This is a genomic window from Oceanobacillus locisalsi, assembly GCF_042675985.1.
Classification (GTDB): Bacteria; Bacillota; Bacilli; order Bacillales; family Amphibacillaceae; genus Oceanobacillus; species Oceanobacillus locisalsi.
The window spans coordinates 30,155-42,942 of record NZ_JBHTKK010000014.1 but is presented as its reverse complement, the minus strand read 5'-3'; the positions used below and the strand labels follow the sequence as shown (position 1 = coordinate 42,942).

General features: G+C 39.7%; 13 protein-coding genes. 9 read left to right on the top strand and 4 right to left on the bottom strand.

Annotation, left to right across the window (positions count from 1 at the left end; genetic code table 11):
* The first annotated feature begins 135 nt into the window (after positions 1-135).
* Positions 136-1,185 (top strand): FUSC family protein, encoded by a 1,050-nt coding sequence (locus tag ACFQ19_RS12125; protein WP_379592412.1) that lies wholly within the window; start codon positions 136-138, stop codon positions 1,183-1,185.
* A 153-nt stretch (positions 1,186-1,338) separates the two neighbouring features.
* Positions 1,339-1,527: a hypothetical protein gene (locus tag ACFQ19_RS12120; RefSeq protein ID WP_379592411.1), complete on the top strand. Its 189-nt coding sequence runs from the start codon at positions 1,339-1,341 to the stop codon at positions 1,525-1,527.
* Between the two features lie 40 nt (positions 1,528-1,567).
* On the opposite strand, the gene ACFQ19_RS12115 is transcribed toward ACFQ19_RS12120, so the two are convergent.
* The 3 genes from ACFQ19_RS12115 to ACFQ19_RS12105 form a co-directional block, all read right to left on the bottom strand.
* Complete coding sequence (locus tag ACFQ19_RS12115) at positions 1,568-3,037, bottom strand: sodium:solute symporter family protein (protein ID WP_379592409.1); 1,470 nt, start codon at positions 3,035-3,037, stop codon at positions 1,568-1,570.
* The gene (locus ACFQ19_RS12110) at positions 3,034-3,216 is read right to left on the bottom strand and encodes a hypothetical protein (RefSeq protein ID WP_379592407.1); all 183 of its coding nucleotides are present in this window, start codon (positions 3,214-3,216) and stop codon (positions 3,034-3,036) included. The genes ACFQ19_RS12115 and ACFQ19_RS12110 overlap by 4 nt, the downstream gene beginning before the upstream one ends.
* A 326-nt stretch (positions 3,217-3,542) precedes the next feature.
* A complete protein-coding gene (locus tag ACFQ19_RS12105) occupies positions 3,543-3,857 on the bottom strand; it encodes a PepSY domain-containing protein (RefSeq protein ID WP_379592405.1) in 315 nt (104 codons plus the stop codon).
* A gap of 253 nt (positions 3,858-4,110) precedes the next feature.
* Between ACFQ19_RS12105 and ACFQ19_RS12100 the strand changes: the two genes are divergently transcribed.
* The 3 genes from ACFQ19_RS12100 (at position 4,111) to ACFQ19_RS12090 (ending at position 6,282) form a co-directional block, all read left to right on the top strand.
* Entirely contained in the window at positions 4,111-5,175 is a 1,065-nt protein-coding gene (locus ACFQ19_RS12100; protein WP_379592403.1) for a M42 family metallopeptidase, read from the top strand.
* 4 nt (positions 5,176-5,179) lie between these two features.
* Positions 5,180-5,692, top strand: a complete 513-nt coding sequence (locus ACFQ19_RS12095) for a DUF84 family protein (RefSeq protein WP_379592401.1) — start codon at positions 5,180-5,182, stop codon at positions 5,690-5,692.
* Between the two features lie 206 nt (positions 5,693-5,898).
* Positions 5,899-6,282 (top strand): hypothetical protein, encoded by a 384-nt coding sequence (locus ACFQ19_RS12090; protein ID WP_379592399.1) that lies wholly within the window; start codon positions 5,899-5,901, stop codon positions 6,280-6,282.
* Positions 6,283-6,429: 147 nt separating this feature from the next.
* On the opposite strand, the gene ACFQ19_RS12085 is transcribed toward ACFQ19_RS12090, so the two are convergent.
* Positions 6,430-6,870, bottom strand: coding sequence for a YtoQ family protein (locus ACFQ19_RS12085; RefSeq protein ID WP_379592397.1), 441 nt, complete (start codon positions 6,868-6,870; stop codon positions 6,430-6,432).
* Positions 6,871-8,243: 1,373 nt separating this feature from the next.
* On the opposite strand from ACFQ19_RS12085, the gene ACFQ19_RS12080 reads away from it, so the two are divergent.
* The 4 genes from ACFQ19_RS12080 (at position 8,244) to ACFQ19_RS12065 (ending at position 12,737) form a co-directional block, all read left to right on the top strand.
* Positions 8,244-8,561, top strand: coding sequence for a thioredoxin family protein (locus ACFQ19_RS12080; protein ID WP_379592395.1), 318 nt, complete (start codon positions 8,244-8,246; stop codon positions 8,559-8,561).
* Positions 8,562-8,577: 16 nt separating this feature from the next.
* The gene (locus ACFQ19_RS12075) at positions 8,578-9,387 is read left to right on the top strand and encodes a DUF1444 domain-containing protein (RefSeq protein WP_379592393.1); all 810 of its coding nucleotides are present in this window, start codon (positions 8,578-8,580) and stop codon (positions 9,385-9,387) included.
* 11 nt (positions 9,388-9,398) lie between these two features.
* Complete coding sequence (gene ytpR, locus ACFQ19_RS12070; protein WP_379592391.1) at positions 9,399-10,004, top strand: YtpR family tRNA-binding protein; 606 nt, start codon at positions 9,399-9,401, stop codon at positions 10,002-10,004.
* A 132-nt stretch (positions 10,005-10,136) separates the two neighbouring features.
* Positions 10,137-12,737: a DNA translocase FtsK gene (locus ACFQ19_RS12065; RefSeq protein ID WP_379592389.1), complete on the top strand. Its 2,601-nt coding sequence runs from the start codon at positions 10,137-10,139 to the stop codon at positions 12,735-12,737.
* Positions 12,738-12,788: the final 51 nt, after the last annotated feature.

Here is a 12,788-nt window from a genome sequence, read left to right as displayed (position 1 = left end):
TGCTTGTCCTACCCGTGAAAACATGTGTAGACTTATCTATATGAGGAGAAATGCTTAAGCGTATCATCTGCTTGCGTTTTTCTGATGACATGTTTGCAGGAAAGCTGTATACTACTTCTAGAGAGGTGCAGATAAATGGAATTTAATATCGGTCCCAGGATGTTAAAAACAGGGCTGGCAGTGACGTTGACGTTATTAATTACCAGTATCTTTGATATGCAATATGCTGTTATTGCAGCGATTGCGTCTGTCATAGCGATGCAGCCTTCTATCATGCGATCTTTTAATTATATAAAAGAAGTCGTTATTGGTAACTCGATAGGAGGAACACTCGCCATTTTAGGCGTATTCTTACTTGGCAGCCATCCGATTTCTGTCGGTGCAGTCGTCATTTTATCGATTGCGATTAATATAAGACTGGGATTGACCAAAACAACTAACTTAACGGTTTTAACCATTGTCAGTATGATGGTGGCGAGTCAAGGCGATCATGTTAATTTTGTATATATTTTATCGCGTGTATCCCTGGTCGCAATTGGGGTTGTTTCCGCATTTATAGTGAATGTATTTGTTAACCCGCCCAACCATCAAAAGATTCTGTTTCAAATGATAAAGGAAGCCAGTGAAAGTTCTCATTTTCTTCTGCGTGTTATTCCGAGCAATACGATGAGTGTTCCGCAAATCCGTGATGAGGAAAGAAATGTGGAAAAACAAATCAATAAGTTAAGAGATTATTTTGATATCATTACGGATGAGAAAAACAGGCTGTTTATTCGAAAACGCCGCTCGTTTTTCCGGAATATTGTGATTTATAAACAAATGATACAAGTATTGCGAAAAAAACATACGCTGATTGTTGAACTGGAAAAGAATTTAAAAGAAATTGAACAGATGGCTGCTGGTAAATCGTTTTTAATTAAAAAACTGGTCAGTGAGATTAATAATTATAGTGAAAATGTTTTTCTTATGTATGAAGATCGTATCGTCCTGGACAGAGACTTGCAAAAAGAGACAAAACAAGCAATGAGTGTAACAATCAATAATCTGATTGAAGCATTACAGGGTACAGACTATGAAAAATGGCATTATGTCTTCCCTGTTGCCAATAGCATTGTAGAGCTCTTTTATGAATTGGATAAGCTGGAGAAGTATGTACGAAATAAAGAGAGAAAAGAAGAAGAATAGGGATGAAAAACAAGTGTATAGAAACAGGAATCAATCAGATGCATGTGGCAGAATGAATGGTCTCCGTATCGATATCTGAAACAATCAGGTATAAAATGTCCTTCCTTTGCATATAGTAATAATATTATGTGAAAAGAAAAGGGGAGGATGGAATTGAGTCGTTTTCTGTCTCGTCATGAATTAGAAAATCTTTATTATATATACGGGAAATATGAGGATGTCTATCAAACGCTGCTGGAAAGAAAAGAAGACCATGGTCAGGAAGAAATGCAAAGACAATTGGAAGAACAAATGGAAATGGTTAAGAAACAACAGCGTCAAATGCTTGCTTCACTAACTTAAAACAGCGTGCAATTCCATCGCCTGCACGCTGTTTTTTATATTATTTTTCAGATTGAAGATTTTTTTTGATATAGTCAATAAATGCATTTGCTTTATCTGCAGGGGGCTTCGTAAATAAACTGACGCCGATAAATAGAAGTGTAGATAAGATTAGCCCCCATAAACCGGAAGCCAGTCCAAGCGGTTTTGCTTGCAGCAGTTCCAGTAACAGCACAACAGCACCGGGAATAGTGGTACTTGCTAATACTCCAGCAGCTGTTCCTTTTTTCCAAAAGAAAGCTCCGAAAATGGTTGGAACAACGACAATTAAGCCGGCAGAAGAAGCGACGGATAAGACCGCAATTAAATTGAGTTGTAATTCTGCAAATATATACGCCAGCAAGGCAATGACAGGAATAATATATTTTCCAATCTTAAGTTGAACCTGATCTGTTGTATCTTTACGGATGTTCCCATAGACGTCTTTTGCAAACATGGATGATACGGTCAATAAAATAGAATCGATGGTAGAGACAGCAGCAGCGATAATACCTATCATCACGATAACACCTAGAACAGGCGGCACTCCAGATGAAGTCAGTACTACCGGTGTAGCTAAATCAGGGTTATCTAAACCGGGTTCTAATAAAAAGGCGGAGTAACCCCAAAAAATAGACACCAGTGTATAGATAAATCCGAATATCATAAAACCTAACAGCATGTGCCGCATGCTCTTCAGAGAAGCTGGCATAAACAGACGTTGACTGACTTGCGGGTTGGAAATGCTGAAGAAAAACCAGGGTATGGTTAATCCGATAAAAGTCAAGAAACTAAAATAGCCATTGCCCGGTACGGTCAACATTTCCGGATGGTGATTTTCGAGCTGCCGGAAAAAACCTGTCATCCCGCCAAGTTCACGGATTAAAAAAAGAACAACAAGGGTGGAACCGACAATCATAAATAGGGACTGCAAGGAATCTGTCCAAGCAACAGAACGTATACCGGCTATGTATGCAAAGAAGATGGCTAAAACGACAGCAATAATAACGCCGGTACGAAAAGAAATTTGCTGGTCAGAGACTCCTTGTAACAAATACCCGACACCTGCCAGCTGTACGGCACTATACGGGATTAAAAAGATACAGTTGCTGACAGCGATGGCTATTGCTGCAGCTTTACTTTGATAACGGTCACCAATCATTTCAGATGGCGTAATATAGCCATATTTTTTTCCGACAATCCAAAAGCGAGGTCCGAAAAAAGCAATCAGGGACACGCCCATTAAGTAAATCAATTCAAAACCGAGTGCACCAATACCGCCTTGATAAGTAAGGCCTGCCAGTCCGACCAGCATAAAGGCGCTGTATGTTGTAGCGCTGTAGCTTAATGCGGAAACAAACCCGCCGAGTTTACGGTCGCCGAGAAAATAAGCATCCATATTTGTTTGTTTACCGGTCCGTGATAAAAAAGCGACAACAAGGGATATAATGATATATATGCCTAATCCCCACCAAATAAGCGAAACATTCATTCTTCATTGCTCCAATCTTTTGTTAAAATAGCGTTGAAAACGATAACAATAATAGTTACTATTAACCAGAAAAGAAAGCTTCCGTACCATTTTTCCACGTTGCTAAAAAGTGTAAATGGGACGACAAAAGCAATAAAAACACTGATGGTAATCATTATTGCTGCGTGTTTTTCCTTCATACGTCTGCCTCCAAATCATAATGTGATATTATTCACAATAAAGATTATGTGAATTCGTTAACAATCATAGCAGAATGTTCACTATTTTGCCACATTATTTAAGTTGTAAATAATAACCTATTTTTGGGAGGGGCACAATGGTACAAAACAGAGAAGAGGTGGAAGGGATACAAGTTGTTATTGTGCAACTTTCACAGAGAAGTATGTTGGTATTGAAATAAAAATGAGAGACAAACGCATACAAAGCCGTTTTTCCAATAACGGTCTTGTAACATAAAGAAGCAGCATGCCTCCCAATGGGCATGCTGCTTTTCTGTAAAATAAAATTAAACTGCTGCTTCTGTGTCTATAACAGCACCAGTTGCTGTGTCTACGTAGAAATCATACTGTTTATTTGAACCGTCGATGTTTCTTGTTACGCCACCGCGATATACATCATAAAGCAGGCCATTTCTTTCTAATTCTTCCGGTTTCATATAAATCCAGGAACCGCTGATTGGTCCTTGGCGTTTAAACATTTCTTTGGCATGATTTAATGCTTTTTCCGGTGTGACTTTTGTTTGATTGTTTACTTGTTCACGTGCAATATACCCAACGGCAATACCGAGTGCTGCTGCAAGTAATACTTTCTTTTTACTCAATTTGTTCACCTCTATTTTAGTAAGATTCAATGTCTGCTTATAAGTGTAGTATACCGTATCGGGATTGGGAAATACAAATAATTGAACATTATGGCTGGAAAGTGTTGGACTTTTTCAAGTATACTTACAGTAGTAATTGATATATTTCATGCATGCTTAAGATAATAGAGGAAGTTCAAAAGGTCTAAGAAAAGAAGACGTGATATCTGCGTTGACGAACTTTTTGAACACGTACGAATAGGAGGCTTTTTTAATGAATAAAGAGACGCTAGCTTTATTTAAGAATTTAACGGAGTTGCAGGGGGCTCCGGGAAATGAACATGCTGTCCGCAATTTTATGAAACAGGAACTAAATAAGTATTCCGATGAATTGATCCAGGATAATCTGGGCGGTGTATTTGGAGTGAAGCACGGCAAAGGTCCGACTGTTATGGTTGCTGGTCATATGGACGAAGTCGGCTTCATGGTAACACAAATTACAGATAACGGCATGATTCGTTTTCAGACTTTAGGAGGCTGGTGGAGTCAGGTTATGCTGGCTCAACGTGTACAGGTAATGACCAAGAATGGACCGGTCACAGGTGTTATTGCTTCGGTTCCGCCTCACTTATTAACAGAAGCACAACGCAGCAAGCCAATGGAAATAAAGAATATGCTCATTGATATTGGAGCAGATGATAAAGAAGATGTAAAAAATATCGGTGTTCGTCCAGGGGATACCATTGTTCCAATTACTCCGTTTGAACCGATGGCGAATGAGAAAAAAATCCTGGCAAAAGCTTGGGATAATCGGTACGGATGCGGGCTTGCCATTGAACTGTTAAAAGAACTTCAAGGTGAAACGCTTCCAAATCAGCTTTATTCTGGTGCAACGGTGCAAGAAGAGGTAGGATTACGCGGAGCACAGGTAGCGGCAAATATGATTAAACCGGATATTTTTTATGCGCTGGATGCTTCGCCGGCAAATGATGCATCAGGAGATAGTAAAGCATTCGGTCAACTGGGTAAAGGTGCTTTATTGCGTATATTTGACGGCACAATGATTACACATAAAGGATTGCGAGAGTTTGTACTGGATACAGCGGAATCAAACGATATTCCTTATCAATACTTTGTCTCGCCGGGCGGTACAGATGCCGGACGTGTACATTTAACTGGTGACGGCGTTCCATCTACGGTTGTCGGTATTTGTTCCAGGTATGTTCATACGTCGGCATCGATTATTCATATTGATGATTATGCAGCAGCAAAAGAAATGATTACGAAGCTTGTCAAGTCAACGGATGAAACGGTTGTTTCCAAGCTGCATCAAGGATAACAGAATGAAAAAACAGATCATCATCGGATCGGAAAATCCAACCAAAATAGCGGCTGTGAAAAATATCTATCATGATTTTGAAGTAAGCCCGCTCAAGGTGCCTTCGAATGTTTCTGAACAACCTTTTTCAGATGAAGAAACACGGCTTGGTGCGATAAATCGTGCAAAGGCCTGTTCCGCAAGCAGTGCTGACGGACTCGGGATTGGTTTGGAAGGAGGGGTAATGTATGTCGGAGATACATTATTCCTCTGTAACTGGGGCGCGCTGTCAACGGAAGATGGTAAACTGTACACAGCCAGCGGAGCGAGAATAGCTCTGCCTAAAGAAATTGAAACTGGGCTGCAAACAGCGGGAGAATTAAGTGCTATGATGGACGCTTATACGAAGAAAGAAAATGTCCGCAATCATGAAGGCGCGATTGGAGTATTTACAAATAACCTCGTAACCAGAGAAGAGATGTTTACACATGTTGTACAGCTTTTAAGAGGGCAATATGATTTTGCGAATGCTAATTGAATATCGGTCTATTGCACAATCAGGTATCTGGTTGTGCAATACCTTTTTTGAATACAAAATTGATTATCACCGGGCTATTTTGTATCATTAATTTTGAAATTGGATCCATTAAAGTCGGAAACTAGATGAAGTGTATCATCCTGCAATTTTATAATTTTGGATATGTAAACGGTGACATTTTTAATATGTAGCAGAGGAGTATTATTTTGATAAGCAAAATATTTAATGTATTAAAGCATGATTTAAAATCAAAAAATAAGTTTCATGTTATTAATGTGGGCGATGTTATTCAATTTAAAGGCGGAAAAGGATATAAAGTTAAAAGAATCCATAAGGCAAAAGGAAAATACAGCATAAGTAATATATATTTAGAGCCCTATGGTACGTGGTTTCCAATTTCTTTGCCTGGAGATAATTCACTAGAAAAAGAAATATGGAATAATATACGGTATTTTAACTATGACATGGAACAACGCGCTAGTTCAATACAATCTGTATCCCAAACAAAAGAATCACAAAAACCAGATTTTTACTGTCTTTCCAAAGAAGAGGCGCATAAACAAGCTTTACAATACGAAAAAAAGATATAAATAAGATATTAACATCATAATCATTGAATTAGTTGAATACCGATTAAAAAATGGGAATTACCGATTTTAAAAGGTTAATCTAACGCAGAAAGAGAAACGGTGGTCCAATACATATTATGTATTGGACCACCGTTTCTTAAAAAATCATTATTCATAAATATATCCGATAACATCCAATGCTTGCTCTACGGATTCCACGGTAATATTTGCTTTGTTGGAAAGTTCTTTTAGCGGATGAATTAATTTTTCCGGACGAATAATAATCGTCGGTTTTCCTAAAGCTATTGCTGTACTTGCATCCATCGCTGTATTCCATTGTTTATATTCTTCACCGAATAGAGCAATCACAATATCAGATTTTTGCATCAACACTTGCGTTCGAAAGTTATTGACACTGGAAGCGGCATCGTCACGATAAAAGTTTCCGGGCTGCTTTCCTAAGATTGCTTCGCCAATATCATCGGAACGATCATGATTTGTTTGCGGAGAAACAAATGTGAGCGGCAGATCTTTTTCTTCAGCAAGCTTTTTCACCTCGTCTCTCCAATTATCATGAATTTGTCCAGCTAAATAAACAGTTAAATTCATTCCAATCCCTCCCAATCAATGTTATCTTTTAATGGTAAATGTTTTTCTTCAACTTGTTAAGTTATTTGATGCTTACACACGTTATTATTCTAAGGTAACTTATATTTTATAACAAGCTCAACTAACGCATCTGAGAATAAGCATATAAACCTTGCTGTATCAGGATGAACATGATCATTATTATCATGCATGCTTTTGGTTCAATCATCCTTTTGTTTTTTGAAAAGGGTATGGTGTATAGCTCCCGCTCCGACCAAGCCCTACGCTTTCCGACGTACAACGGTTTTTGATGGGGCGAGTAACCGCAGTCCCAGGACGTACTAGTGCAGACGTTGCAACAACGGTTTTAATGGGGTGAGTAAGCGCAACCCCAGGACGTTGCGTTCTTAGTCTGCCATGGGGACGGCTTCAGCTAACTTGAAAAGAAACCCGCTTTTCAAGTGGATCTTCAGCTCGCCCTGTTCCCACGACGGACAAATGTTTTCGGTGGGGCGAGTAAGCGCGGTCCCAGGACGTCCTAGTGTCGGCCGTTGGTCACAGGACGTGACCGTTCTTAGCCGACTAGGAGTCTCCGTGGTTGGCCTGCGCTATGATGGGATGCTACAGCGCTTGGAAGAAATAACATCCTGATGAAGTGAGAAGAAATAATCGCTTTTTTAGTCTCAATAAATATTCATTTTGGTGTTTCCAATGGTTGATTTAGCAGTTCAAAGCATGACAGTATGAATCGTTCTTATCGAGAATAGTTTCATGCACAGAAAAGAATAATTGCGGAACATTTTTACCATGCACCACGAAAAATGTGTTCTGTCTGATCTATTTTTATTTGTTCAACTATTTCATGCATAGAACATCCTACTAGCGGAGGCGGACCGTTTTGACTCCTGAAAGGAAAGCGGAAAGCGTCGTTTAAAAACGTAACAACTGGACCGAAGCAACTGAGATAAAGGAATCACCGTGAGTTTACGAACGGATGATGACTTATCGTAGGGCGCTCTCGGGAAGTTGTCTAGTTTTTGACGCTTGTAGCTGGACGAGGGATCAGCACCCTCTGAAGATTCACTTTTGCCAAGCGATCTTCTTGGCAAAAGTTAGCTGAAGAGCGTGCCCCTAGGAAAGCAAAATGGTCCGCCGCAGCGGTCGCCTTACACCTTACCTCTCTTCTTTGTCAACAGTCATATGGAAGAAACAATATACTCTTGTTCCTCTTGTTCCTATTGAATGGAAATTAATTTTTTAGTGTGTAAGTTGAGTGAAAAAGAATTATTTTGAAGAATAATGTAACTGCCGCTTTAAATGCTTCAATCAAGGTTGTATGATTGAAAGAAAATGCGCAGCGCGCTATGATAGAGGAGTAGAAAGGGTGTATAAAAATGAAAGAATTACAAAATACAGAAGAATTTCATACGTATATTCAAGAAGGGCCTGTTGTCTTTTTATTTACAGCCGGATGGTGCCCGGATTGTCGTGTGATTGAGCCAGTATTGCCTGATATTGAAGCGAAATATACGCAATTTGATTTTGTGGAAGTGAATCGGGACAACTTTATCGAGCTGTGCCAAGAGTATGATATCTTTGGTATACCAAGTTTTCTGGCGTTTGAAAATGCAGAAGAACTGGGCAGGTTTGTTAGTAAAGACCGAAAAACACAAGAAGAAATCGAATCCTTTTTAGACGGGCTTGGAAAATAAGTAAGGAGGCATCTTTATGGCAAAAATGACGAGCATCCAGATGAAGCGCCTGCTGGAGGATAAACTGAAAAATCCCGAATATAGTATTGTGTACAAGCGGGACGATGACGCTGTACGAATTGAATGGAAAGAATCACAAGAAGGTATGACAGTTTCTTTGCCTAATGTCATTTCAAAATATAATGAGCGGGGAGAAGACGCTGTCGATGAAATCGTGGAGCATATAAACGAAGCTCTGAAAATTATGAACGAGACGCAGCATTTAAAAGGAATGGAGAAACAAATTTTCCCTGTATTGCGTTCTCCTTCTTTCCCAACGGAAACCAATGCCGGAAAGAAATTAATTTATAAAGATCATACTGCAGAAACCCGCGTTTTTTATGCCCTTGATTTAGGCAAATCCTACCGTCTTATTGATGAAGAATTATTGAATGAAGAGGATTGGTCGAGGGAGAGGCTGGATGAAATAGCGACATTTAATATCCGCTCCTTGACGTATGAACCGAAAGTGGATCAGGTTGCAGGCAATGATTTCTATTTCTTGGCAACACAGGACGGTTATGATGCAAGCCGTATTCTTAATGAAGCCTTTTTAGAAGAAAGGCTTGCCAATGCAAAAGGAGAATTAACCGTTGCGGTACCGCATCAGGATGTCCTTATTTTAGGCGATATTCAAAATAAGGCAGGGTACGATATTCTAGCGCAAATGACAATGAAGTTTTTTGCTGATGGAAGAATCCCGATTACTTCGTTGCCTTTTGTTTATGAAAATAAAAAATTAGAGCCGGTATTTATATTGGCAAAAAACAAACCTGAAAATAAGTAGGAGTGAAAGAGATGGATGTTTTTTATAATCGCCAGGGAATTGGAGATGTATTGGTTCTCCCTGTCAAAGAAGGAAATCGCTATGAAGTAAAGGAAGAAAACCATGGTGATATTACAAAAATAACGTCAACTGACGGAGAAGTGCTCGGCTATAATATTTTTCATGCTTCTCACTATTTTTCTTTAGATGAAAAAAATGGTGCGATTCCTTTAACCGAAGACTTTTTAGCAGAGATTCGCACAGTTTTCCAAAAAGAAGGAATAGATGACCCCCTTGAATTTGATTTACGTCCGAAATTTGTAGTAGGATTTGTAAAGTCAAAACAGCCTCATGAAAATGCAGATAAATTAAGCGTATGTCAAATCGATGTTGGAGAAGAAACCTTACAAATTGTTTGCGGTGCTCCGAATATTGACGAAGGTCAAAAGGTCGTTGTAGCGAAAGTAGGAGCTACCATGCCATCCGGAATGAAAATAAAAGCATCTGAATTAAGAGGGGTGCCTTCCAATGGAATGGTTTGTTCTCAAAAAGAGCTCGGTTTGCCTGATGCTCCGAAAGAAAAAGGTATTTATGTGTTAGATGACACGTATCAAACTGGTGAAGTATTTACATTTTAACTTTTCAAATCCCTTGTGAGAGCAGGGGATTTTTTATCAGGAAAAGCAGCGCTAAATTTTATTGCAGTAATCATGTAAATCCCCATTAAAAACTGCTAAAATGACAGTATGAACAATTTAGGAAATGAGTGAATGCATATGTGGTGGGAGCAATGGAAAGAACGGCTCAAAAACATATTTACAAAAGAAGTGGAAATAGAAGTAGAGGAAGACCCTGTTGCGTTTGAAAAGGAAAACCCTGAAAAACAACCGAATATACAGGCGAAAATGAGATACCATTATCCTTCCGGACGATCATTTAAGTTTCCGGTCATTCCAGATACAACGGATCAAAAGAAAGAAACCACAATTGATAATCAACCAAGTTATAAAAGAAGAAATCAAGATATTGTCAGCGAAAGAAGAAACAGAAGAACGAAAAAAGAAAGTAACGACAAAACAGAAGCAACGGCTGAGAAAAAGACGGAAACACATCACCCATTACCAAATCAAAATAGAAAAAAAGCTTCCTATCGTCATACGAATCAAACCCAAAGCACATTACAAGAAAGTAGTGATCAGGGCAGAAAGGTATATAAGAAAAATCCGGATGAGCCTTTCCAGCCTACGGAGGTTCCATCTCCTATCTATGGTTTTCAGCCAAGAGAATCAAAAGTTATAGAAGAAATACCAGCATATCAAAGAAAAGAAACCACTGAGCAAAATGATAAAGAAGCAGCAAGCAGCATGGAGGATACACCCCTTTCATCTGCATCCCTATTAAGAGAGAGGGAAGAAGAAGTACCGGATTCAGCGCCGGCTGATATAGAAAGCCAATCTTCTCAGGAAGAGGAAACGGAAGTACCCGAATCAGAAGAGACAGCAGATAAACAAGTGGAAACCTTCCCGGACGACCGTTCTTTTGAGGAAGATATACAATTAGAACAGGCCGGGGAAATACAGCAGGACAATGCTAATACCATCGAAGAACCGGAAATGCAGGAAGCGCCAGTACAAGAAACAACGCCGGAACCGAAAGAATCGGAAACAGAGAATGTAACGGATAAAAGAAACCCAATTCACACAACGAGCGGGAGAGAAACCCGAGATAATACCAGAAAAAACAATACAACATCAGCTTTTAACGTAATGATGACCCCGCGGGACAAGAAAAATTTACAAGAACAGAAACAAAGGGAAACAACACTCGAGCGGTTACAGCAAGCTCATGAAAAACGGGAAGACGATCAGCGCAAAGCGGAAGAAAAAATAAGCGAAAGATATGCTGTGAAAGAAGAAACGGAAAACGCTTTTTTGGAAACGGCAGCTGTGGTGGAAGAACCGCAATCCAAAGAAGTTCCTTTACACTTATTAAATGATCCTGCGGTCAAGTCTACAGAAGAAGATGAAGAATGGTTGCAAGAACAGCAGGATTTACTGGAGGAGACGTTAAAGCATTTCCAGGTGAAGGCGAAAGTGGTAAAAGCAACGCAAGGACCGTCTGTTACACGTTTTGAAGTACATCCGGAGATGGGTGTCAAAGTCAGTAAAATTAAGAACTTAGCTGATGACCTTAAACTGAATATGTCGGCAGAGGATATCCGTATTGAAGCGCCGATTCCGGGTAAAAACACGGTTGGCATCGAAGTTCCGAACCTCCATCCAGAAATGGTAGGTCTTCAGCGCATTATTGAATCGGATGATTTTAAAGACAGCAATTCTTCTTTAAATGTAGCTCTCGGGCTCACGATTGAAGGAATGCCGAAAGTGATCGATATTAATAAGATGCCGCATGGTTTAATTGCCGGGGCTACCGGATCTGGAAAGAGTGTCTGTATTAATACGATTCTGGTAAGCTTAATTTATAATGCCAGTCACGAAGATGTAAGGATTCTCTTAATTGACCCTAAAATGGTGGAACTCGCTCCGTATAATGGGATTCCGCACCTTGTTTCACCTGTCATCACTGACGTGAAAGCTGCTACGCAAAGTCTGAAATGGGCTGTTTCAGAAATGGAAGATCGCTATGACCGTTTTGTTAATGAAGGCGTCAGAGATATAGGGAAATACAATCAAAAAATGCTGCGGGAAGGTAAAAAAGATCAAAAAATGCCGTACATCGTGATTGTGATTGATGAGTTAGCCGATTTGATGATGATGTCTCCGCAAGACGTGGAGGATGCTATCAGCAGAATTGCTCAAAAAGCAAGAGCATGCGGTATTCACCTTCTGCTGGCGACACAACGTCCATCTGTGGATGTCATCACTGGTTTAATTAAAGCTAATATCCCTACAAGAATTGCTTTCAGTGTATCTTCTCAAGTGGATTCACGTACCATTATTGATTCCAGCGGTGCGGAAAAATTACTCGGTAAAGGCGATATGCTTCTTATCGAAAATGGAGCCGGAAAAAGTGTCCGTCTGCAAGGACCATTTGTTTCTGATGAAGAAATTGAACGTGTTGCAAATTATGCGAAATCAATGGCCGAACCGCAATATCTGTTTGAACAGGATGACTTATTAGAGCAAGTGCAGATAGATGAAGAAGAGGATAATTTGCTGGAAGACGCTATCGAATTCGTGCTGGATCAGAATAGTGCAAGCACATCTTCCCTGCAAAGACACTTTAAAATAGGGTATAATCGTGCAGCGAGATTAATTGATTCTCTGGAACAGCGGGGAATCATCTCAGGACAGAATGGCAGCCGGGCGCGGGAAGTATTAATTACGAAAGCGCAGAGAGACAGTATGTAAACTGTCTCTCGTTTTATGATGTAAAATCATAGGAACGGGAGAATATGCAAC